Annotated in this window: 19 protein-coding genes and 1 riboswitch; of the genes, 9 read left to right on the top strand and 10 right to left on the bottom strand. The window is 75.1% G+C overall.

All coding sequences use genetic code 11. The annotated features are described in order from the left end of the window. The first annotated feature begins 54 nt into the window (after nt 1-54). The 3 genes from BIV28_RS17805 to BIV28_RS17795 all read left to right on the top strand — a co-directional run bounded on the left by BIV28_RS17805 (nt 55) and on the right by BIV28_RS17795 (nt 2,532). On the top strand, nt 55-1,014 hold the full coding sequence (locus BIV28_RS17805; protein WP_076263866.1) for a CHAD domain-containing protein: 960 nt from the start codon (nt 55-57) through the stop codon (nt 1,012-1,014). Nucleotides 1,015-1,095: 81 nt separating this feature from the next. Continuing rightward, complete coding sequence (locus BIV28_RS17800; protein ID WP_207556077.1) at nt 1,096-1,956, top strand: potassium channel family protein; 861 nt, start codon at nt 1,096-1,098, stop codon at nt 1,954-1,956. Between the two features lie 9 nt (nt 1,957-1,965). Continuing rightward, nucleotides 1,966-2,532 (top strand): GNAT family N-acetyltransferase, encoded by a 567-nt coding sequence (locus BIV28_RS17795; protein ID WP_076263864.1) that lies wholly within the window; start codon nt 1,966-1,968, stop codon nt 2,530-2,532. A 118-nt stretch (nt 2,533-2,650) separates the two neighbouring features. Here BIV28_RS17795 and BIV28_RS17790 read toward each other — a convergent pair whose 3' ends face one another. Then, nucleotides 2,651-3,502, bottom strand: a complete 852-nt coding sequence (locus BIV28_RS17790) for a CHAP domain-containing protein (RefSeq protein ID WP_076263863.1) — start codon at nt 3,500-3,502, stop codon at nt 2,651-2,653. Next, nucleotides 3,499-3,706: riboswitch (cyclic di-AMP (ydaO/yuaA leader) on the bottom strand. Its footprint overlaps the gene before it by 4 nt. 314 nt (nt 3,707-4,020) lie before the next feature. Here BIV28_RS17790 and BIV28_RS17785 point away from each other — a divergent pair. Then, nucleotides 4,021-7,197 (top strand): alpha-mannosidase, encoded by a 3,177-nt coding sequence (locus tag BIV28_RS17785; protein WP_076263862.1) that lies wholly within the window; start codon nt 4,021-4,023, stop codon nt 7,195-7,197. Between the two features lie 33 nt (nt 7,198-7,230). Here BIV28_RS17785 and BIV28_RS17780 read toward each other — a convergent pair whose 3' ends face one another. From BIV28_RS17780 to BIV28_RS17760, 5 genes are all read right to left on the bottom strand, one after another. Continuing rightward, nucleotides 7,231-7,614, bottom strand: a complete 384-nt coding sequence (locus BIV28_RS17780) for an iron chaperone (RefSeq protein WP_076263861.1) — start codon at nt 7,612-7,614, stop codon at nt 7,231-7,233. A 290-nt stretch (nt 7,615-7,904) separates the two neighbouring features. Further along, nucleotides 7,905-8,609, bottom strand: coding sequence for a DUF305 domain-containing protein (locus BIV28_RS17775; RefSeq protein ID WP_076263860.1), 705 nt, complete (start codon nt 8,607-8,609; stop codon nt 7,905-7,907). A gap of 84 nt (nt 8,610-8,693) precedes the next feature. Then, entirely contained in the window at nt 8,694-9,152 is a 459-nt protein-coding gene (locus BIV28_RS17770; protein ID WP_207556076.1) for a DUF6153 family protein, read from the bottom strand. After that, entirely contained in the window at nt 9,149-10,165 is a 1,017-nt protein-coding gene (locus BIV28_RS17765) for a zinc-dependent alcohol dehydrogenase family protein (RefSeq protein WP_076263858.1), read from the bottom strand. The genes BIV28_RS17770 and BIV28_RS17765 overlap by 4 nt, the downstream gene beginning before the upstream one ends. Before the next feature lie 18 nt (nt 10,166-10,183). Beyond that, nucleotides 10,184-11,191, bottom strand: a complete 1,008-nt coding sequence (locus BIV28_RS17760) for a pirin family protein (RefSeq protein ID WP_076263857.1) — start codon at nt 11,189-11,191, stop codon at nt 10,184-10,186. A gap of 37 nt (nt 11,192-11,228) precedes the next feature. Here BIV28_RS17760 and BIV28_RS17755 point away from each other — a divergent pair, with 37 nt between their 5' ends. Next, entirely contained in the window at nt 11,229-12,632 is a 1,404-nt protein-coding gene (locus tag BIV28_RS17755) for an MFS transporter (protein WP_076263856.1), read from the top strand. A gap of 153 nt (nt 12,633-12,785) precedes the next feature. On the opposite strand, the gene BIV28_RS17750 is transcribed toward BIV28_RS17755, so the two are convergent. Together BIV28_RS17750 and BIV28_RS17745 are read right to left on the bottom strand one after the other, a co-directional pair. Further along, on the bottom strand, nt 12,786-14,306 hold the full coding sequence (locus tag BIV28_RS17750; protein ID WP_076263855.1) for a S8 family peptidase: 1,521 nt from the start codon (nt 14,304-14,306) through the stop codon (nt 12,786-12,788). Nucleotides 14,307-14,428: 122 nt separating this feature from the next. Next, on the bottom strand, nt 14,429-15,190 hold the full coding sequence (locus BIV28_RS17745; protein WP_207556075.1) for a hypothetical protein: 762 nt from the start codon (nt 15,188-15,190) through the stop codon (nt 14,429-14,431). Between the two features lie 222 nt (nt 15,191-15,412). Here BIV28_RS17745 and BIV28_RS17740 point away from each other — a divergent pair, with 222 nt between their 5' ends. The 3 genes from BIV28_RS17740 (at nt 15,413) to BIV28_RS17730 (ending at nt 19,321) form a co-directional block, all read left to right on the top strand. After that, on the top strand, nt 15,413-15,991 hold the full coding sequence (locus BIV28_RS17740) for a hypothetical protein (RefSeq protein ID WP_207556074.1): 579 nt from the start codon (nt 15,413-15,415) through the stop codon (nt 15,989-15,991). Between the two features lies 1 nt (nt 15,992). Continuing rightward, entirely contained in the window at nt 15,993-17,120 is a 1,128-nt protein-coding gene (locus BIV28_RS17735; RefSeq protein WP_076263852.1) for a hypothetical protein, read from the top strand. Nucleotides 17,121-17,371: 251 nt separating this feature from the next. Continuing rightward, entirely contained in the window at nt 17,372-19,321 is a 1,950-nt protein-coding gene (locus BIV28_RS17730) for a hypothetical protein (RefSeq protein WP_076263851.1), read from the top strand. Nucleotides 19,322-19,395: 74 nt separating this feature from the next. Here the strand turns inward: BIV28_RS17730 and BIV28_RS17725 are convergent, their stop codons facing one another. Then, on the bottom strand, nt 19,396-19,782 hold the full coding sequence (locus BIV28_RS17725) for an SRPBCC family protein (RefSeq protein ID WP_242653118.1): 387 nt from the start codon (nt 19,780-19,782) through the stop codon (nt 19,396-19,398). Next, a complete protein-coding gene (locus BIV28_RS17720) occupies nt 19,779-20,189 on the bottom strand; it encodes a cupin domain-containing protein (protein WP_076263850.1) in 411 nt (136 codons plus the stop codon). Before BIV28_RS17720 ends, BIV28_RS17725 begins: the two co-directional genes overlap by 4 nt. Nucleotides 20,190-20,549: 360 nt before the next feature. Between BIV28_RS17720 and BIV28_RS17715 the strand changes: the two genes are divergently transcribed. Next, nucleotides 20,550-21,692, top strand: coding sequence for an FAD-dependent oxidoreductase (locus BIV28_RS17715; RefSeq protein WP_076263849.1), 1,143 nt, complete (start codon nt 20,550-20,552; stop codon nt 21,690-21,692). Nucleotides 21,693-21,800: the final 108 nt, after the last annotated feature.

Genomic DNA, 21,800 nt, shown 5'->3' with positions numbered 1-21,800 from the left:
CAGGTGCATCCCGTTCGGGCGTCGCGCGGTGCCGCGCGGGAGTAGACAGGACCTGTGCCCCCACCGCCCGCGGTCCGTGACGCCGCCGGCGCGTCCGGCGCGTCCGGCTCGTCCGGCAGGGGAGGGCGCTGGCGTCCGGGGCGCGAGGACCCGGCCGGGCAGCTGCTGCGCTGGTGGCTGGACGAGCAGGTCCGGGCGATCCTCGCGGCCGAGGGTCCCGGCGGTGGCTCGCCGGACGTCCACGACCTCCGCGTCGCGATGCGCCGGGCCCGCAGCGCGCTCGCGACCTTCCGGCCGCTCGTCGACGCGTCGCAGACCGAGCCGCTGCGCGCCGAGCTGCAGTGGGCGGCGTCCGAGCTGGGGCGGGTCCGCGACGCGGAGGTGGTCCTCGAACGCGTGGTCGCACACGCGCCGCAGGCGTCGGTTGGTGACGCCGCCGGCCAGGCGGCCCGGGGGCACCGGGCCCTCGTGCGGGCCCTCGAGCAGGACCTGGCGGCCCGCCGTCCCCGCGTCGTCGAGGTACTGGCCTCGCGTCGGTACCGCTCGGCCCTCGCCGCGCTCGAGTCCCTCGCGGCCGACCCGCCCCTCACCGAGCGGGCAGCGGCCCCCGCCCGACGCGTCGCCCGTCGGCAGGTCCGCCGGGAGGCCACCCGCTTCGAGCGCCTCGCCGGGGAGGCGCTCGCCGAACCCGACGCCGACCGTCGGGCCGCGCTGCTGCACGAGGCGCGCAAGGCGGCCAAGCGGCTGCGCTACGCGGCGGAGGCCGCCGGGCCGGTCACCGGGCAGCGCGTCCTGCGCCTCGCCGAGGCCGCCGAGGAGGTCCAGGAGGTGCTCGGCGAGCACCACGACACCGTCGCCGCCCGGGTCGCCGTCGTCGGGCTGGCGTCGTCCGGCGACGCCGCGACGGCCTTCGCGATCGGCCGGGTCGACGCCCTCGAGGAGGCCGAGGCGCGGCGTCTGGAGGCGGTGGCCGTCGGCGCGGTCCGTCGCGTCCACCGCCGATCCGGGGTCTGAGGCGCGCGCCGGAGCCTATTCTCGGAGCGCAGCCCTCGCACCCGAGGCAGGAGGCAGGAGGCAGCGATGGAGGACCACCGCGTGGGTCGTCGAAGAGTCCCGCTCCTCGACCGCTTCGACCTCGTGCTGCTCTTCGTCCTCGTCGCGATCGTCACGCAGTCGCTCGTCGACGTGCGCTTCTCCTACACCGGCCGGTTCGTCACCCACGCGGTCACGGGCGCGGCGCTCGTCGTGGCCACCCGCGCCTCCGGGGCGTCGCGACGCATGTGCCGGATCATGGACTGGTTCGTCGGTCTCAGCGTCCTCGGCAACCTCGTCATCATCCTCTTCGAGGCCGTCCCGGGGGCTGCGCGGCCCCCGGCGGCGATCCAGCCCGACGCGTTCTGGTGCGTCGCCGCGTTCGTCACCCCGGTGCTCTGCGCGGGCCGGCTCGTGTGGCACCAGCGGGTCACGCTCCAGACCGTCCTCGGCGCCGTGGCCGCCTACCTGCAGCTCGCGGTGGCCTACTCGCTGCTCTTCCAGACGATCGACGGGTGGACTCCGGACGTGCACTACTTCGGCTCGGACGTCTCCTCGACCGTCTACATGTACTTCAGCCTCACGACGATCGCGACGCTCGGCTACGGCGACTTCGTGCCCGTCACCGAGGTCGGGCGCCTCGCGGCCATGTCCGAGGCGGTCATCGGGCAGGTCTACCTCGTGACGTTCGTGGCGATGGTCGTGTCGAGGTTCGCCGCCGAGGCGCCGGGCAGCAACCGACGCCGGCGGCGGTGGGCGTCCGGGGAGCCGCAGGTCGGTGACGAGCCCGCCGAGGACCGGGCCGGCGGCACGTGGATGGACGGGGAGTCGGCCGACGCAGAGCGCACCGCCGGGGACCCGGCCGACGGGGAGCGGGCTGGTGGCGAGCAGCCGGGCCCGGGACGCCCGGGCAGCGAGCCCTAGCATCGCGGCATGACGACCGAGCCCACGCCGCGTCCGGGGCGCTCCACCCGCGTCGTGCGGGACGCGACGGCCGCCGACGCCGCCGCCTGCGCGCGCATCTACCGGCCCTACGTCCTCGACACCGCGATCACCTTCGAGCTCGAGCCGCCGGCCGAGGCCGACGTGGCCGCCCGCATCGAGGCCGCGGTCGCGACGCATGCCTGGCTCGTCCTCGAGGACGCCGGCGAGGTCGTCGGCTACGCCTACGGCGGCCCGTTCAAGGCCCGGCCGGCCTACCGCTGGTCGTGCGAGGTGTCGGTGTACCTCGACCCGAGGTGGCACGGCAGCGGCGGCGGCCGGACGCTCTACGCGGCCCTGCTCGACCGCCTCACCGAGCGCGGCTACCGGATGGCGGCGGCCGGCATCGCCCAGCCGAACGAGGCCAGCAACCGGCTCCACGCCTCGTTCAGGTTCGAGCCCGTCGGCACGTACCGCCGCGTGGGCTGGAAGAACGGCGCCTGGCACGACGTCGCGTGGGTGCAGCGGTTCCTCGGCGAGCCGCACGTCGGCCCCGAGCCGCCGCCCGAGCCGCGCTGAACCGCCGCCGAACCGCCGCCGAACCGACGCCGAACCGCGTCGGAAGGCGCCGGACACGCAGAGAGGGCGGGGACGACGTGTGTCGTCCCCGCCCTCTCTCGCGGGCGCACCGGTCAGGTCACGGCGCGTAGATGTACTTCATGCCGGAGATGTCGGTGACGGTCCGGGTGTTGTAGTTGTACGGGCCGGCCATCGCGTTCATCTCGATGATGGTGACCTCGTTGCCGTTGACCGCCGTGACCCAGGCGACGTGGCCCACGCTCGAGGAGCCGTGGACGCCGGGCTGCATGACGACGATCGAGCGGGTGCGCGGGGTGCCGCTGACGGTGTAGCCCGCCGACGCGGCGCCGGAGGCCCACTCCATGGCGTTGCCGGTCCAGCCGCCGGGGTAGTAGCCCTCGGACTGGTACCACTTGTTGAGGGCGCCCCACGTGCACTGACCCGCGGTGGCCCAGTTGTGGTCGGAGCGCATGCCCGACGAGGCGCTGGGGACCGACCCGTTGCTGCTCGACTTGGTCGAGGCGGTGCTGTTGAGCAGCGACTGGCGCGAGGCCTCGCGGGAGGCGCGCTCGGCGGCGGCCTTGCGGTCGGCGGCGGCCTGGCGGGCCTTCTCGACGACGACGTCCTCGATGACGGCCGGCTTGGCCTTGGCGGTGCGCTGCGCGACGGCCTGCTGCACCTGCGGCTGGAAGCCGATCTTCGACAGGGCCGTCGTGGGCGCGGCGGTGCGGGCGGCAGCCGGGCCGACCGCGGCGGGAGAGCCGAGAGCGGTGACGGCGCCGTTGGCGGCCTTGGCCTCGTCGGCGCTGGCGGGGCCCGCGAAGGTGGCGAGGATGCCGCCGGTGGCCGCGACGATCGCGGCGCCCTTCATGGCCGGCTGAGCCGACTCACGGGCGAGAAGCTTGAGTTCGTTGAGGGGATTGTGGCGTCCTGGCGCGCGGTGGCGCCCGCGGATGTTCTCAGTCTTCATGTACCTCTCCGCGCCTACGAAGTTAGCTGTCGGGTTCGGGCGGAAAGGTGCCCGGCTCCCTCCCGTGCCGTGTGTCGTGCTCGGCCCGGGTGGGTACTTCACCCCAAGGACGTCCGGAGTCGTGGTGCCGGACGCCCGGAGAAACGTGTGGTTCCTCCGCTCCTGTCACAAGGTCTGATCTCACGTGCGAGGCGGTGACAGGACTAGGCGGTCCACCTCGTACGCGCCCGGCCAGGGGGGCCGGACTCCCGGAACTGTAGACGAATCAACCGGGCAATGTCACGCCGAGGTAACGGAGGGCGCGTCGGGTTCGTCCTTGAATGAGTGGATGGACGGCCTTTACCGGTGCTTTACCGTGCCGTGAATGTGACGCAGGTCACACTCGGCTTTTCGCGTTTCGTATACGAAGCCCCGTCGCGTCCGCTAGAAGCGGATCGGTCGGTGTGGTCGAGCGGTCCCTTCGCCGAGGGGCCGTGGCGAACGCGGCGCGGTCGTCCTCGCGTGGCTAGGGTCGACGCGTGTTCGACGACAGCTCGCACGTGCTCGCCCGCTCCCGTCGCGTGCTCGCCGAGCACGTCCTGCCGGCGGTCCACCGCGACCGCACGCCTCTGGCGGTGTCGGCCTGGCACGTCCCGGGCGAGCCGGTGCCGGTCGCCGAGGCGCTCGCGGCGCCGCACGAGCCGGTCGGCCCGGGGACGCCCTGGGGCGAGCCGTGGTCGACGTGGTGGTTCGAGATCACCGGGTCGGTGCCGGACGCGTTCGCCGGCGAGTGCGTCGAGGTGGTCGTCGACCTCGGCTTCCGGGGCGAGGGGCCCGGCTTCCAGGCCGAGGGCCTGCTCCACGACGCCGACGGCCTGCCGCTCAAGGGCATCCACCCGATGAACCGCTGGTACCGCGTCAGCCGCGACGCCGCGGGTGGCGAGCCGATCCACCTGCACCTCGAGGCCGCGGGCAACCCGGCGGTCATGGAGAACGGGTTCCGGCCCACCGGGCTCGGCGACCTCGCGACGGCCGGCGACGAGCCGCGCTACGTCCTCGGCCGCATCGACGTCGCCGTCTTCGAGCCGGAGGTCTTCGGCCTCGCGATGGACCTCGACGTCCTCGTCGACCTCGCCGCCGAGCTGCCCGAGCGCGACGCCCGACGCCTCGAGGTGGTGGCCGCCCTCGACGACGCCCTCAGCGCCCTCGACGTCCACGACGTGCGTGGCACGGCCCGGCCGGCCCGGGCGGCGCTGGCCGCGGTGCTCGCGGCCCCGGCCGTGACGAGCGCCCAGCGCCTCACCGCCGTCGGCCACGCCCACATCGACTCCGCCTGGCTCTGGCCGGTGCGCGAGACCGTCCGCAAGTGTGCGCGCACCTTCGCCAACGTCACGGCCCTCGCCGCCGACTACCCCGAGCTCGTGTTCGCCTGCTCGTCGGCGCAGCAGTACGCCTGGACCAAGGAGCACCAGCCGGCGATCTGGCGCCGGATCATCGAGGCCGTCGAGGCCGGCACGTGGGAGCCGGTCGGCGGCCAGTGGGTCGAGGCCGACGGCGTCATGCCGGGCGGGGAGTCGCTCGTGCGCCAGCTGCTCCACGGCCAGCGGTTCTTCGAGCGCGAGCTGGGCCGACGCTGCGAGGGCGTCTGGCTGCCCGACTCGTTCGGCTACGCCGCCGCCTACCCGCAGATCGCGCGGCTCGCCGGGGCGCAGTGGTTCCTGACCCAGAAGCTCAGCTGGAACGACACGAACACCTTCCCGCACCACACCTTCTGGTGGGAGGGCATCGACGGCACCCGGATCCTCACGCACTTCCCGCCCGCCGACACCTACGAGAGCAAGCTCGGCGGCGCCGACGTCCACCGCTCGGCCCGGCAGCACCTCGAGAAGGGCCGCTCCCGTCGATCGCTCATCCCGTTCGGCTTCGGCGACGGCGGCGGCGGTCCCGAGCGCGAGATGCTCGAGCGGGCCCGTCGGCTGCGCTCGCTCGAGGGCTCGCCCGCCGTCGAGGTCGGCACGGCGTCCTCGTTCTTCGAGGCGGTCCGCGAGGAGTACGCCGACCGCGCCCCGACGTGGTCCGGGGAGCTCTACCTCGAGCTGCACCGCGGCACCCTGACGAGCCAGCGCGCCATGAAGGCCGGCAACCGTGGCTGCGAGGCGCTGCTGCGCCAGGCCGAGCTCGCGTGGACGCTCGTCGCCCTCCGCGGTCTCGGCGACTGGCCGGCCGAGCGGCTGCGCCTCGTGTGGGAACGCCTGCTGCTCCTGCAGTTCCACGACATCCTGCCCGGCAGCGCCATCGCCTGGGTGCACCGCGAGGCGCGGGCCGACTTCGAGCGGCTGACCGCCGAGCTGCACGCCCTCGTGGCCGAGGCGCTCGACCTGCTCGCCGGCTCGGGCGACGGGCCGCGTGGGCTGCTCAACGCCGGGCCGCTGTCTCGCCGCGAGGTCGTCGGGTCCGCTGACGGCGCTGAGGGCGACGACCACGCTGGCGTCGCGCTCGTCGAGGTGCCGGCGCTCGCCGTCGGCGGTCGCCGCGTCGAGCCCGATCACCCCGTGACGGTCGACGGGCTCACCGTCGCCAACGGGCTCGTGTCGGTCACGGTCGCGCCCGACGGTTCGATCGAGCGGCTGCTCGACCTGCGCCACGGCGGCCGGGACGCGCTGCCGCCGGGGGCTCGGGCCGCCGAGCTGCGCCTGCACCCCGACGTGCCGGCGATGTGGGACGCCTGGGACATCGACAAGCCGCACGCCCGCACGTGGACGTCTCCGGACGTCACGCCCGATGGCTCGCCCGACGCCTCTGGAGGCGATGGCGCGCACCCGGCCACCGTCGTCGAGGCGGGGCCGCTGCGCGTCGTCGTCGAGGCCCGCGGACGCGTCGGGCGCTCGACGTACGTGCAGCGCACGACCGTCACGGCTGACTCGCCGCGCGTCGACGTCGAGGTGCGCGTCGACTGGCGCGAGAGCGAGCGCGCCCTCGCCGCGTACGTGCCCGTGCCGGTGCTCGCGCCGCACAGCACCGCCGACATCCAGTTCGGGCACCTGCGCCGGCCGACCCACGAGAACACGTCCTGGGAGGCCGCCCGGCACGAGATGGTCGCCCACCGCTGGCTGCACGTCGGCGAGGAGGGCTGGGGCCTGGCCGTCGTCAACGAGTCGACGTACGGGCACGCCGTGCGCCGCGGCGTCGACGCGTCGGGCGAGCCGGTGACGACGGTGCGCCTGACGCTGCTGCGCTCGCCGTCGTTCCCCGACCCCGACACCGACGCCTCGGCCGTCGTGGGCGAGCACGTCGTGCGGTTCGGGATCGTCCCGGGAGCCGACGTCGCCGAGGCCGTCGCCCACGGCTACGCGATGCACCTGCCGCTGCTCGGCGACCTGCCGGACGCGTCAGGGCAGGACGTCCCGCCGACGGGCTCCCTCGTCACGGTGGACGACCCGGGCTGCGTCGTCGAGTCGGTCAAGCTCGCCGAGGACGGCAGCGGCGACGTCGTCGTCCGGCTCTACGAGGCCACCGGCGGCCGCCGCGACGTGACGCTCGTGCCCGGCTTCGCGGTCGAGCGCGTTGTCGAGACCGACCTGCTCGAGGAGCCGGGATCGGAGGCGCTCGAGGGGCGCCGCTCCCTCGTCGAGGAACCCGGTTCCGCCGACGAGGGGATCCGGCTGCGGCTGCGGCCGTTCCGGATCGTCACGCTGCGCCTGACGCCCCGACGCTGACGCCCGCCGCCGGCGCTCCGGCGCCGACTCCCGTCAGCCGGACTGCGACTGCTCCTCGCGGTCGCGCTCGGCGGCGCGGCGCACGCAGAGTCGCGCGATGGTCGCGACGAGGTCGAGCGGGACCGGTTTGGTGATCGGGAAACGCACCGTGTCCTTGGCCCGGCGGAACGGCCGGATGGCCTCCTCGAAGGCGGCGTCACCGGTCGGCACCGGATAGACGCCGACGTGGTTCTTCCACCCGGCGAAATAGAGCAGCGGCTTGCCCTCGAGGGTGAAGGTGGCCATGCCGTAGCTGATCTTCTCGCGGGCGTCGGGCACGGCCGTGCGGATCGCGGTCCGCACCCTCGCGAGCTGGGTCCGCGTCTCCTCGGGATAGGAGGCGATGTAGTCATCGACGGACGCGAATCTCGGGGCCAAGCCTGGTCCTCACTCATTATCCGGACCGATTGTCGGGAGGGATGTCTGTGACTTTATGTGCCGAATGGGGTGACTGCAAAGTAAGAGGGCAATTCGTGTCCAAACTCCAGCAAAGCGACAAATACGTGAACTTCCGGTGCCAACGCGTGAATCGCCTTGTCCCGAGGTCCTTCCCGAGCTTCCCTCCGGTTCTTCCCATGGTGCGCGCTGGCGCCGGCGGCCCGTGGCCGCCCGGGCGCCGCCGGGTTGGCGGGTGCCTGGGCGACCAGGGGACCGGCGTGGCGGCTCGGTCAGTCGCCGAGGCGGGTGAGCAGGGCTCGCATCGTCGCGATCTCGGCGGTCTGCCCGTCGATGACCGACTGGGCGAGCTCCTTGGCCGCGGGGCTCGACCCGTCGCGCAGCTCGGTGCGGGCCATCGAGACTGCGCCTTCGTGGTGCTCGACCATGAGCTCGAGCCAGAGCCGGTCGAAGGCCGGCCCGCTCGCAGCCTCGAGCGAGGCCATCTGCTCGGCGGTCATCATCCCGGCCATCGAGCCGCCGGCGCCGTTCGTGCCCGTCATGTCGTGACCCTCGTGCCCGCCGCTCGAGGCGGGCACGGGCCGGCCCCAGCCGGCGAGCCAACCGCTCATCGTGCGGATCTCGGGGTCCTGCGCGCCCTTGATGGCGGTGGCCAACGCTGTGACGTCGGCGTTCGAGGAGCGTTGCAGGGCAAGGTCGCTCATCGTGACGGCCTGCGCGTGGTGCGGCACCATGCCGGCGGCGAAGGCGACGTCCGCGTCGTTGTGCGGCCCGGCGGCGGTCGCCTGAGACGGGCCGGCCGACGTGTCGGCCGAGGCGCGGGTCGTCGGGCTCGACGCGTCGTGGCCGGAGTGGCCGGTGCCGGTCGACCCGGTCGATCCGCAGGCGGCGGTGCCGAGCGTGAGCACGGCGGCGAGCGCGAGCGAGGCGTGACGCGTCCGGCGAGTGGGCAGGGTGGAGGTCGTGCGGTCGTTCATGGAAAGTCCTTCTCTGCGTGGGGAACCCGAGTGGGCGTGGTCAGGCGCCGGAGTCCCGCCGGGTGGCGGGGTCCGGTGGCCCGGTCACGTCCGCAGGACGCAGAGACGGGTGAGCGTGAGGGCGACGGGACGGGGAGGGGCCCGTGGGGGAACGAGGCGACGCGTCGCGCGCGGCCGCGCGGGGAGGTGGCCGGCGCGGCGCCGCAGCCGCGAGAGCGCGAGGAGCGCGAGCCCGAGCAGGCCCGGCAGCACGGCGAGGCACACGCCGCCCGTGCCGTGGTGACCCGCTGGCCCGGCCGCGAGCTGGCCGGCGACGGCCGCCACGACCGTGCCCGTCGAGACCATGCCCGTCGAGATCGTGCCGTGCGACCCCATGTCGTGCGACATCGCGACGTGACCGCCGTGGCCCGGCGCGCCCGTCTGCGGCCCGACAGAGTGCATGAGCACGACGCCGGTCGCGAGCAGGGCGACGCCCAGCGCGAGCAGGGCGCGCCACGCCATCGGTGGCGCGGCCGCCCGGCGGCGGACGCGTCGGGGCCTCACGGCTGGAGCAGCACCTTGACGGCGCGGCGCTCGTCCATCGCGCGGTAGCCCTCGGCGACCTCGTCGAGCGGGAGCGTCAGGTCGAAGACCTTGCCCGGGTCGATGCGGCCCGACAGGACGCGCTCCATGAGGTCGGGCAGGTAGAGGCGGACCGGGGCGATGCCGCCGGCCAGGCCGATGTTGCGCACGAACATCCGGCGCAGCGGCAGCTCGACGCCGTGCGGCACGCCGACGAAGCCGACGGTCGAGCCGGCGCGTGCGACGTGGAAGGCGGTGTCCATCGACTGGTGGGTGCCGACGCACTCGAGGACGGCGTCGGCGCCGATCCCGCCGGTGAGGTCCATGACGGCGGCCACGGCGTCGTCGCCGCGCTCGGCCACGACGTGGGTGGCGCCGAAGTCGCGGGCCAGGGCCTGGCGCGGCTCGTGCCGCGACATCGCGACGATCCGCTCGGCGCCGAGCTGCTCGGCGGCGATGACGCCGCAGAGGCCGACCGCGCCGTCGCCGACGACGACGACCGTCGAACCGGGCGTGACCTTGGCGGCGACGGCGGCGTGCCAGCCGGTGGCCATGACGTCGGACAGTGCGAGCAGCGAGGGCAGGAACCGCTCGTCGGGTATCCCGTCGGTCTTGACGAGGCTGCCGTCGGCCTGGGTGACGCGGGTCAGCTCGGCCTGGCCGCTCGCGGTGCCGTCGGCGTTGGGGCACGCGGACTGGACGCCGGCGAGGCAGTCGGGGCACGTGTTGTCGCAGTGGCAGAACGGGATGACGACGAAGTCACCGGGCCGGAAGTCCCTGACCTCCGAGCCGACCTCCTCGACCACGCCGACGGCCTCGTGGCCGATCGTCGCGCCCTCACGGATCGGATTCTCGCCGCGGTAGGGCCACAGGTCGGAGCCGCAGATGCACCCGGCCGTGACGCGCACGATGGCGTCGGTCGGGGCCTCGATGGTGGGGTCGGGCACCTCGGAGAGTCGGATGTCGCCGGGGCCGTGGATCGTCGTCGCGCGCATGACCCCCATCCTCGCAAGTCAGCCGCGCGAGCGCAGACGCAGGTTCGGCAGGCCGGGCGCGGGCAGGGTGTGGTCCCACGCGCCGGGGAACGTCCCGTACCGCGCGGACGCGTCGGGCGCGGTGCCACGGGCAGCGGCCTCGCGCTCGTGCTGCCACTGCTCGCGGAAGGCGACGATCTCCTCGTGGCTGCGGCCGATGAAGTTCCACCACATGACGACCTGCTCGCCGAACGGCGCGCCGCCGAGCACGAGCAGGCGCGTGTCCTCGTCGCCGGCCGTCAGGGTGACCGTCCGCGTCCCGGTCGACACGAAGGCGATCTCGCCGGGCTTGGCCGTCAAGGTCTCGACAGTGAGGGTGCCTGTGTCGCAGAGGAACCCGTGCTCGTACGACGCGTCGAGGGCGACGTCGAGCGAGCGTCCGGCGGGGAGGGTCACCTCGGCGCCCACGAGCGGGGAGTGCATCGACACCGGCGACGTCTGCCCGAACAGCGACCCGAGCAACACCAGGACCGTGCACCCGTCGACGTCGGTGACCGGTGGCGCGTAGTGCTCGAACCCCGGCGCGGTGAACCGGCTCGCCTCGGGCAGCGCCACCCACAGCTGCGCGCCGTGGAGCGTCGTCGTGGCGGGCGTCGAGTACTCGGAGTGGGCGATGCCGTTGCCGGCGGTCATGATGTTGAGCTCGCCGGGGCGCACGAGGGCGTGGGCCCCGGTGGTGTCGCGGTGCTCGATCTCGCCGGAGAAGAGCCACGACACCGTCTGCAGCCCGGTGTGCGGGTGGCCCGGCACGACCATGCCGCCGGTCGCTGACACGTCGTCGGGGCCGTAGTGGTCGACGAAGCACCAGGCCCCGATGAGCGAGCGCTCGCGCTGCGGCAGGCTGCGCCGCACCGGCATCGCCCGTGGGCCGCCGAGCGGCACGTCGCGGTAGGGCAGCACGACGGGGCCGGCGCCGGCGGGTGAGCCGGCCTCGGCGTCGCGGTGCTCGCAGGTGACCTCGGCGGGGGCGCGGTCCGGGTTGCTCACCGGTTCAGGCTAAGGCGACGTTGCTACGTTGCCCACCATGACCGAGCCGGCCCGCCCCGATGCCCTCACCACGCGTCCTGCGCTGCGGTGGTCGGCGTGGCGGGTCGTGTGGTGGTTCGGCTTCGTCAGCCTCGCCGCCGACATGGTCTACGAGGGCGCGCGCTCGATGTACGGCCCGCTGCTCGCCTCGCTCGGCGCGGGGGCGGTGGTCGTCGGGTTCGTCACGGGTGCCGGCGAGGCCATGGCGCTCGTGCTGCGTCTCGTCTTCGGCCCGCTCGCCGACCGTACCGGCCGCTACTGGGCGCTGACGATCGTCGGCTACGGGCTCACGGCCGTCTGCGTGCCGCTGCTGGCCGTCACCCCGTTCGTCGGCGGCGCGGGGCTCGCGCTCGCCTCGGTGCTCATCCTGCTCGAGCGGGCCGGCAAGGCGGTGCGCAGCCCGTCGAAGTCGGCCCTGCTCGCCCACGTCGCGACGGCGGTCGGCCGCGGTCGCGGCTTCGGCGTCCACAAGGCCCTCGACCAGGTGGGCGCCTTCGCCGGCCCGCTGCTCGTCGCGGCGGTCGTCGCGGCCGCGGGCACCATCTGGCCCGGCATGCTCGTGCTGGCGATCCCCGGGGTCGTCGCCATGGTGCTGCTCGCGGTCATCCGCGCCCGCGTGCCCGACCCCGCCGCCTACGACCCCCAGCCCGAGGACGTCGCGACGCCCGCTCCGGCCACCGACGCCTCGGCCACCGACGCCCCGGCCACCGACGCCGCTCGTCCCGCCGACGCCGCTCGTCCCGCCGACACCGCTGTCGCGGGGCCGGACCCGGCCCGACGCGGGGTCGTCGGGGGTGTGCGCGGCTGGTTCGCCGACGCGGTCGGGGCCGGGCTGCCGCGCTCGTTCTTCCGCTACGCGCTGGCCGCCGGCCTCACGACGGCAGGGCTCGTGACGTTCGGCCTCATCGGCTACCACCTGACCGTCGGTGGTCTCGTCCCCGTGGCCACGGTGCCGGTCGTCTACGCCGGCGCGATGGGCGTCGAGGCGCTCGCGGCCCTGGGCGTCGGCGTCGCCTACGACCGGCTCGGTGGTGCGGTGCTCTTCGTCGTGCCCGTGCTCGTCGCGCTCGTGCCGCCGCTGGCCCTGACCGGGTCGCTCGCCCTCGCCCTCGTCGGCGTCGCCGTGTGGGGCCTGGCCTACGGCGTCCAGGACTCGACGGTCAAGGCGCTCGTCGCCGAGGTCGTCGAGGCGCCGCGGCGGGCCACGGCCTACGGCGTCTTCGCCGGCGTGCAGGGCGCGTTCGCCGTCGTCGGCGGCCTCGTGTCCGGGTGGCTCTACGACCGGTCGCTGCCCTGGCTCGTCGCCGTCGTCGCGGTGAGCCAGCTCGTCGCCCTCGTCCTGCTCGTGCGCACCGTCCGCGGCGTCCGCACCTCGCACGCCGCCCACCGCCCGGCCCCGTGATCGAGTGAGCACGCAGTCACACCCGTCACGTGACAGGAGTGACTGCCTGCTCACTCGACGAGTGGGGGCGGCGGGACGCCTGGACGGCGGGAGATGCGAGGAGGGCCGGCCCGCTCGCGGCGGACCGGCCCTCCCGGGAGTGCTGGTGGTGCCTCAGCTCACGGCGTCGAGGGCGTCGACGACACCCTCACCGAAGAAGCTGTTGTCCTCGACGGGGCCCACGCACGAGGGTCCGCCCGTCGTCGTGCCGCACGCCTTGTCGTCGGCCTGCTCGCGCAGCTTCTCGATCATCTGTGCGGGGGTCCAGCTCGGGTGCACCGACTTCATGAGCGCGAGGACGCCGGCCACGTGCGGCGAGGCCATCGACGTGCCGCTCTTGAGGCCGTAGCCGTTGTTCGCGACGACGGTGGACAGGATCGAGGAGCCGGGCGCGGCGACGTCGATCTTGCCGAGGCCGCGGTTGCTGAACGAGGACAGGCGGCTGTCCATCGTGCCGGCCGGGAAGCGCTGCATCGAGCTGACCGTGACGACGCCGTCGAGCTCGGTCGGGATGTCCTCGCAGCCGCTGTTGAGGGTGCGCGTGACGGGCGTGCCGTCGTCGGGGCTGCCGGTGTCCGTGAACGAGGACTTGTTCGCGAGGTCCTTGGCCGAGTTGCCGGCGGCGGCCGCGTGCACGACGCCCTGCTTCGTCGACCACGTCACCGCGCGGCGCACGGCCTCCTTGGCCGCGTACTGGTCGGGCTGGTCCTCGCAGTAGAACTCGAACGGGTCGACGTAGTAGCTGTTGTTCGTCACGTCCATGTGCTTGAGGCCGGCCTCGACGAACCCGCACACCGCGTACTCCGGGTAGATGAACCCGGCGTCGTTGACGACCTTGACCGACGCGAGGCGCACGTTCGGCGCGACGCCGACGATGCCGACGCCGTTGCGGGCGGCCGCGATCGTGCCGGCGACGTGGGTGCCGTGGTCGCTCGTCGTCGGCTGCCAGCCCGTGGTCGACGGGCGGCCGGCGTCGGTGCAGTTGACGGAGTCGGCCGTGTCGAGGTTGGCGACGAGGTCGGGGTGGTCGGCGTCGATGCCGGAGTCGAGGACGCCGACGAGGACGCTGCGGGAGCCGTCGGTGATCTGGTGCGCCTGGTCGGCCTTGATCATCGTCATGTCCCACTGCTCCGACTCGCGGGGGTCGGTCGTCGCGGCGGGGCTCGGGTCGGACTCGACGTCGCCGTTCCAGTCCTTCTTCGCGCCCTTCTTCCAGTCGGACGCGCCGCGGCCCCACGCCGCGCCGGCCGACTCGGGCGTGCCCTCGGTGACCTCGACGGTGCGGGTGGCGCCGACCGACTCGACGGCGTTGCCGCCCCGGGCGACGACGTCGGACCGGAAGGTCGACACCTTGGAGTGGGCGATGACGACGCCGATCTGCGGCCACGACTGGACGACGACGCCGCCCGCGGCCTCGACGGCCTTCTCGACGAGACGCGTCTGGCCGGGGGTGGCGATGCGGGCGTTGACGACGTAGCTCATGAGCCGGCCGTCGGGGGTGCTGATCGGGACGGGCGTCGACGTCGGCTCGACGCTCGTCGACGCGGCGGCGGAACCGCCGACCGCTGCGGCTGCCACGACCGCGAGGGATGCTGCCGCGACGAGGCCGCGGCGCCGGAAAGTGGGCTTTCGCATGTGCTGTGCTCCCGGTGGGTGAGTGTGAGTCCTGCGGCGCCCGGGGTGGGGCGTCGGGGACATCGTCACGCGCGGGGAGCGGACGCGCGCGTCGAAGGATCGGCGGGCCCAGGCGGTCGGGGTCAGGCGGCGTCGCGGGCCGGACGCGTCAGCGGCGCGAGCGCGATGAGCAGCAGGAGTGCTCCGAGGGGCAGCAGGCCCCACGGCAGGGCCACGGCGAGGGCGCCGACCCCGGCGAGCGCGGCCGATCCGGCCGGCAGGCGGCCCTCGAGCGTCAGGGCGACGAGCACCGTGGCGACGCCGAGGCCCACGAGGGCCGGACCGCCGACGACGAGCGCCGCGGGGAGCGTCGTGCCGAGCAGGCCGGTGGCCTGACCGGCCCAGACCGCGGCGGTCGCGCCGACGCCGAAGGCGGCGAGGGCCGTGGCCGGCACGCCGACCCGCAGGTGCTGCAGCCGCGTCCCGAGGGCCGCGACGAGCCAGCAGAAGGCGGCCGCGGCCACGACGAGCGTCAGCCCCGACACGGCGGGGGCGAGCCGCTCGACGTCCGCGCCGTCGAGGGTGGCGCCCACCGCGAGCGACACCGTGCCGCTCGCGGTGTCGCCGCCGGCGAGGGCGCCGGCACCGCCGGCCACGGAGTCCGAGGCGGATCCGAGACCGAGGACCCACACGAGGATGCCGTGGACGAACAGGGTGAGCGGGGCGACGAACGCGAGCACCCGACCGCGGTCCGGCTCAGGAGACGCTGCGGGGGACGCGGCGGTGACGACGACGGGCGGGGTTCGGTCCGCGCCTGCCGTGGCGCGCGCAGCGAGGGTGGGCCGCGCGATCCCGCGGCTCGGCGCGGCCGCGACGGGCTGGGTGCGGAGGGTGGTGGTCGTCATGGTCCCAGCGTGGTCGGCCGCGGGCCCGCTGCCCATCGGGGTCGACCCCGAGCGACCCCCGAGCCACCCCTGACCCGCGCGACCCTGGGCCCGGGGCAGGACATGTGCTGAAACGTCGAATTTGTCCATTTCACGACGGGGTGGGCCTCCGGAGCCGTACCTTTCGCGGAGAGGGAGTGGAGCACGGGGGTGCTCCGAGGTTCGCGTTCAAAGGGGAAGACCATGTCCGTGCGCTTCAACATCCCACCCGGTTGGCCGGCCCCGTCCGCATCATGGGCGCCCGGCCACGACTGGATGCCGGACCCCAGCTGGCCTGCGCCGCCCGAGGACTGGGAGTTCTGGACCGTTGTCGACCCGCGCCGGGTGGCGAGCAGCGGAGTGACCGGCGACGTGCTCGCCGGTCTGCCCGTCGGTTCGCGAGCCGTCAGTGCCATCGACGCCACCGGGTCCCACCGACCCGTCGGTGCCCCAGAGGCCGGCGGCTCAGCCGGTGGTGTCGGGCAGTCCGTGCCGCATCCGCCACGGCTGGGGTCCCCTCCCCGGTCCACCGTGGCGACGTACGGCACCGACCGCGGCACGTGGCTCGCCCGCCTCAGGGCGGCCGAGCGGGTGTCCGAGCGCGCGCCCGAGCCGGTGGTGGCTCCCACCGCCCCGGCCCAGGCCGCGCCGGTCCCCGCGGACGCGACCCAGCCCGAGCCCGACGCGCCCCTGACGCCCCGGCGTCCCGAGGCACGGCGGTCTCCCGAGGAGGCGTGGGCCGTCGACGGCCTGCTCTTCCCGGTCAGCAGGGTGGACGCCTGACGTGGAGGCCCAGATCAGGGTCGCACCCGAGGTGCGACTCGGCTCCACCGCGTCCGGCCTGCGCGCGTCGCTCGTCGCCGGTGCCGTCCCGCCCGCCGGCCCCACCCGGGGTCCCGGCGCGACGGTCGGCACCGGCGTCGGGTCGCGTGGACCCTCGGGCGTGCCGTCGGTCTCGCTCGACGTGCTCGCGGTGCGCGCGCTCGCGGCGCAGCGCTCCGACGACGTCTCGGCCCTGACCGAGGTCGAGACGACGCTCTCCTCGCTCCACCTGCACTCCCACACGCCGCGCCGGCGGCCCGAGCCCGAGCCGGTCCTCCCGCTCGACGAGCACGAGCGCAAGGACCTGCACCGCAAGGCGTTCCGTGCCGCGCGCCAGCAGGTGCCGGTGTTCCGCCTGGCCGAGCGCCGGTCCGCCCGCCAGGAGGCCGAGCTGCAGGCCGACGGGTTCGCCGCCGCCGCCGAGGTCGCGCACTCGGTCGTCGGGCAGCACGAGGCGGCGGCCCTCGAGGACCGCTGGGCCGACCTCGCCCGCAACGACCGCGTCACCGTCATCGCCGAGCTCGACGCGGAGTTCGCCGCGGCCGGGGGGTCGTGCACGTGCGTCGACGCCGGCTGGTCCGAGGACGGCGCCCGCGGCTACGTCACCGTCGTCGTGCGCTACCCGCGTCCGGACATCGTCGGCGAGCGGGGGCCGGGCCTGTCGGGCAACGGCCGCCCGATGCTGCGCCGCCGGACTCCCGCGGAGCGCAACGCCGTCTACCTCGGCGGGCTGGCCTCGCTCGCGCTCGCCACGGCCCGGCACGCCATCGCCGTCGCGGTGGCCGCCGACGACGTCCACGTGCTCGTCGTCCGCCCGACCCAGAGCGGCAGCGGTCTCGAGCCGGTCTACCTCGGCAGCCTGAGCCGCGAGGCGGTCACGCTGCGGCCCGCCGCCGCCGACCCGCTGCCCCTGCTCGTCAGTGCCGCGATCCGGCCCATGTCGTTCGACGGTCCGGCCCACGACCTCGCCTCCCTCGCCCCGGAGGCGGACATCGAGGCGGTCGTCGGTGCCTGTGTCGCCGCCCTGGAGGACGAGGCCCTCGACGCCGCGCTGGGTGGCGCGGCCGACGGATCGGCGGGCACCGCCTGACCCGTACCGGGCCGCGCCCGGCTGCCTGATCCGTCCGGAACGCCCACTCGTGCGACGAGTGGGCGTTTTGGCGTCACGGGTACATTTCGTGATTCATCGGGATGCTTCGGTAGACGAAAAATCCTGTGCTGCAACGGAACTCGTTTCGGCGCTACGCTTTCGGGCAGCACACGGGCCGGGCCTCGGCAGGTGTGCCGGTGACGCCTCGACGCCCGCGGGGACGGGACGAGAGGCGGGGTCTAGGGGGACCTGTGCTGACCGTGAGCTTCAACCCGCCGCCGGGGTGGCCGGCCCCGCCGTCGTCCTGGGTGCCGGCGGACGACTGGCTGCCGGAGCCCGAGTGGCCCGACCCGCCGGTGCGGTGGACCTTCTGGACGATGGACAACGGGCCCGACGTCACGCGCGGGCTGCGCGACCGCGGCCGACGCTCGCAGGTCTCCTTCCCCGTCGCGACCGTCGCCGCGCAGTCGACGGTCTCGCTCGCGGCCCTGTTCCCCGAGCGGGGCGGCCGGGGCCGGACGGTGCACCGCGGGTACGGCAGCTCGTCGGCCGGGAGCTCCGCCTGGATCGGCTCGCCGTACGGCGGTTCGGGCACGGGTTCGGGCCAGGGTTCGGACCACGGCGGGTCGGGCTACGGCGGGTCGGGCGCCGACGCCTCGTCGCCGGGCGGGGTCGCGCGCACCTCGGGGGTCTACCAGCGCGCGGGACGCGAGTACTACCGACCCCGCGGCTCGTTCGACGGCCTCGGCGCCTCGGTCCTCGACGGCACGCACGCGCTCTCGGCCCTGGAGGGCACGCGCGCCAGCGCCGACCCGGCCGCCGTCCTCGACTCGACGCTGCGGGCCCGGCAGCTGACCACGAGCCATGCCCCCACGGACGACCCGACACAGAGCGCGGCCGGCGCCTCGAGCGCCCGGCTGTCGCCGGTGCTGCGCGTCGTGACCCACCCGTCGGGGTTCCGGGTCCAGTTCCTCGTCGGCGGCGCGGTGGCCGCGGCGCTCGCGGAGCTGATGCGGCCCGCGCTCGTCGCGGGCGACGTCGACGCGGCCGCGCGAGAGGGCGACACGGGTGAACGGCGAACGCCTCGAGGCGGGCGTGACGCCGGCGAGCCGGCGCCGCGCGAGCGGGGGCTCCGGATGCTGCTGCGTCGGTCCCGAAACGGCGAGGCGGCGCGGGCGGCCCCCGAACAGGGCATCGCCACCCTCGGTGCGAGCTCGTCGACGGCCGCCTCCGCGGTCTCGACCGGCACCCTGCTGACCCGGGCGGTCGCGGCCCGGCGCGCCGACGACCGCGCCGCCCTGGCGTCGGTCGAGGCGGAGCTGCGCTCGCTGCACCGCCAGCCGTTCCGGCCGCTCCGGCCCCCGTCGCCCGCGCCCAGGGCAGCGGTCACCGACGCCGAGGAGGAGCTGATCCTGCGGCGCGCCCTCGACGTCGAGGGGGCCAGCGAGCCCGACCTGCACCGCGAGGACCTGCAGCGCCGCCGCGAGGTCGCGGTCGAGCGCGCCGCGGAGATCCTGCGCGCCACCCGCATCGCCCGCTGGGTGCTCTCGGACCGGCGCCGGGCCATCGCCGACGGCGCGTGGAGGCTCCTGCGCGAGCACGACCCCGCCACCGTCGTCGCCGTCGTCGAGGAGGCGATGCGCCTGTCGGGCAGCGACGTCACCTGCCTCGACGCCGGTCACGACCCGTCGACGGGGCGGGCGTACGTCACCGTCCTCGTGCGGTTCCCGCCGCCGGTCGTCGTGGCCGACGAGGTGATCGATCGCACGACGGCGGGCCGGCAGCCCTGGCGGCCGCGCACGGCCCGCGAGCGCAACCTCGCCTACGCGTCGGGGCTCGCCTCGGCGGTCCTCGCGGCGGTCAAGCAGGTCGACACCGTCGCGGTCGCGAGCGACGTCGTGCACGTCGTCGTCGTGCGCCCGACGCCGAACGGGCGGTCGGTCGAGCCGATCTACGTCGGCACGCTCGACCGCGAGGACTCCTCCCTGCGCCACCCCGACGCCGACCCGATGCCGCTCGTGCTCGCCTCGGCCGTGCCGGGCGGGTTCCAGGTCGCCGGGCCGGACCGCGAGGTCGTCGCGCTCGAGCGCTCGGTCGACCCCGACGGGTCGCTCGCCGAGATCGTCGACGCGTGCCGTGCCGCCGTCGCCGCCGCGGCGGCCGAGCGCGTCCTCGGCGGGGCGGCGGCCGAGCAGGCCTGACGTACCGACCTGCCGGCGTTTGGCTCGCGTCCGGCTCGCATCTGTCTCGCGTCTGTCTTGAGGGGCCCCCGGCGTCAGGCCCGGACGAGCCGGTGGAGGGCCAGCCGTGCCAGCGGCGCGTAGGCGAGGGCGAAGACCGACGGGGCCGTGACGACGAGCTCGGTGCTGCTCCCGCCCGGCGCGGCGTGGACGGCGTGGTCGAGCACGGCGTCGACGAACCCGACCCGGACGCGCCAGCGCCACGTCATCGCGGCGTCCTGGACGTCGAGCACCTCGAAGGGCACGCGCGCGCCGACCGGGCCGACGACGCTGCCGCACAGCCCGGTCGAGAGCACGTCGGCCGGCGCGTCGACCCCACGCACCTGCGGCGACCACGTGGACCAGAGCCGCAGGTCGCGGTAGCGCTCCCACACGACGTCGGGCGCCGCGTCGCCTCCGGCCGTGAGCCGCAGCCGCATCATCGCCCGGGCGCCGGACCGTCGACGTTGACGGTCGGGGTGCCGGTCCCGCAGCGCACGATGACGGCCCGTGACGTCGCGTCGCCCGGGTTCGACTCGCGGTGCACCGCGCCGGCGGGCACGCGGAGGAAGTCGCCGGGGCCGGCCTCGACGACGTCGCGGCCGCCGGGGCCGGACTCGAGGCGCATCCGCCCCGAGACGATGTAGAGCGTCGTGTCGTGGTCGCCGTGGTGGTGCCAGCCCGAGGTCGTGCCGGCGTCGGTGTCGACCGTGCCGGACCACATCGTCTCGGTGTGCAGCGCGACCTGTCGGGCCATGCCGGGCGTCGGGTCGGCGGGCGTCAGCTCGTCGCCGCCGACGCGGGTGCACGGCGTCGCGGGGTCGTGCCGGTCTGCGGTGTCCTCGTCCATCCACCCATGAAACCCGACGGCCGGGCCCGGCGGAACGTCCCCACGCGCGGTCGTGCGGTCCTAGCCTCGGTGGTGGACCGACGACGGGAGGTGCCGTGCCCGAGGCAGTGGGCGGAGCGGAGCACGCCGGACGCGTCGTCGTCGTGGGGGCGAGCACCGCCGGGCTCTTCACGGCGCGGGCGCTCGCCGGCCACGTGGGGGAGGTCGTCGTGCTCGAGCGCGAGCAGCTGCCCGACGAGGTGCGTCCGCGCGGACGGGTGCCGCAGGGCCGCCACCTGCACCTGCTCCTGTCGGGCCGGCCTGGACCGGCTGCGGCTGTGGTTCCCGGGCATCGAGGACGAGCTGGTCGAGCTCGGCGCCGTGCCGACGGACGGCCGGAACGCCTACGTCCACCAGGGCGGGGCCTACCGGGCGAGGGGCGACTGGGGCCGGCCGGTCCTCAGCATGACGCGTCCGCTCCTGGAGGGTGTCGTGCGCTCCCGCGTCGCAGCCTTGCCGAACGTCACCGTCGAGTCGGGCGTGCGGGTCGAGCGGGTCTCCCTGTCCGCGCAGGCCCCGGCGCGGGTCGTCGGGGTCGTCGTCGACGGCGCCGAGCGGCCGGCGGACCTCGTCGTCGACTGCTCGGGGCGCAGCTCGGCCATCGCGCACGAACTCGCGGAGGCCGGGGTCGTGGCTCCGCCGGTGACGCGCGTCGGCATCGACATCGCGTACGCGTCCTGCCTGCTGCGCCGCGGGCCCGACGACTTCGTGGGGTCGTTCGTCGTGTGCCAGGACAACCCCGGCACCTTCCGGGGCGGCGCGGTCCTGCCCGTCGAGGGCGACCGCTGGCAGGTGACGCTCGCCGGCGTCCACGGCGACTCGCCCGGCTCGACCGACGCCTCGATGCTCGCGTTCGCGCGGGGGCTGCCGACCCCGGTGGTGGCCGAGCTGCTCGAACGGTGCGAGCGCGTCGGGGACGTCGAGACCTACCGGTTCCCGTCGAGCCAGCGGCGGCACCACGAGAAGGTGCACGACCCGGTCGCCGGACTCGTCAGCCTCGGGGACGCCGCGTGCAGCTTCGACCCCATCTACGGCCAGGGCATGACGTCGTCGGCCCTGCAGGCGGAGGTGCTCGGGCAGGTCGTCGGTGAGGTGGTGGCCCGTGCCGACGTCGCGGGCCTGCGGTCGAGCGAGCTGCCGAAGCGCTTCTACCGCAGGGCCGCTCGCGTCGTCGACGCCCCGTGGCGCATCGCGGTGGGCGGCGACTTCGGCCACCGCGCCACCACGGGGCCGCGGCCTCCCGGGTCGGCCGCGCTCAACGCCTACGTGCGACAGGTCGTCCGCGCCAGCCACTCCTCCGTCGAGGTCGCGCGGGCCTTCAACCGCGTCGTCCAGCTCGCCGACCCGCCCACCGCGCTGGCCCGCCCCGCCCTCGTGGCCCGGGTCGTCCGCCATGCCGGGAGGTCGCCGGTGGCCAGCGGCGCGCCGGTCGTCCACCCCCGCGTCGGGCCGCCGTCTCGGTGAGCGAGCGCGAGGCCCCCGCGGCCTTGCGCCCCTCCATGGGGCACGGCATACGGTGGTCTGCGGCCCGTCCGCCATCGCGCGGCCCGTGCCCCCCGAAGCACCCGCCAG

The organism is Intrasporangium flavum, from assembly GCF_001956915.1.
Lineage (GTDB): Bacteria > Actinomycetota > Actinomycetes > Actinomycetales > Dermatophilaceae > Monashia > Monashia flava.
This window is presented reverse-complemented; position numbering and strand designations above follow the sequence as displayed.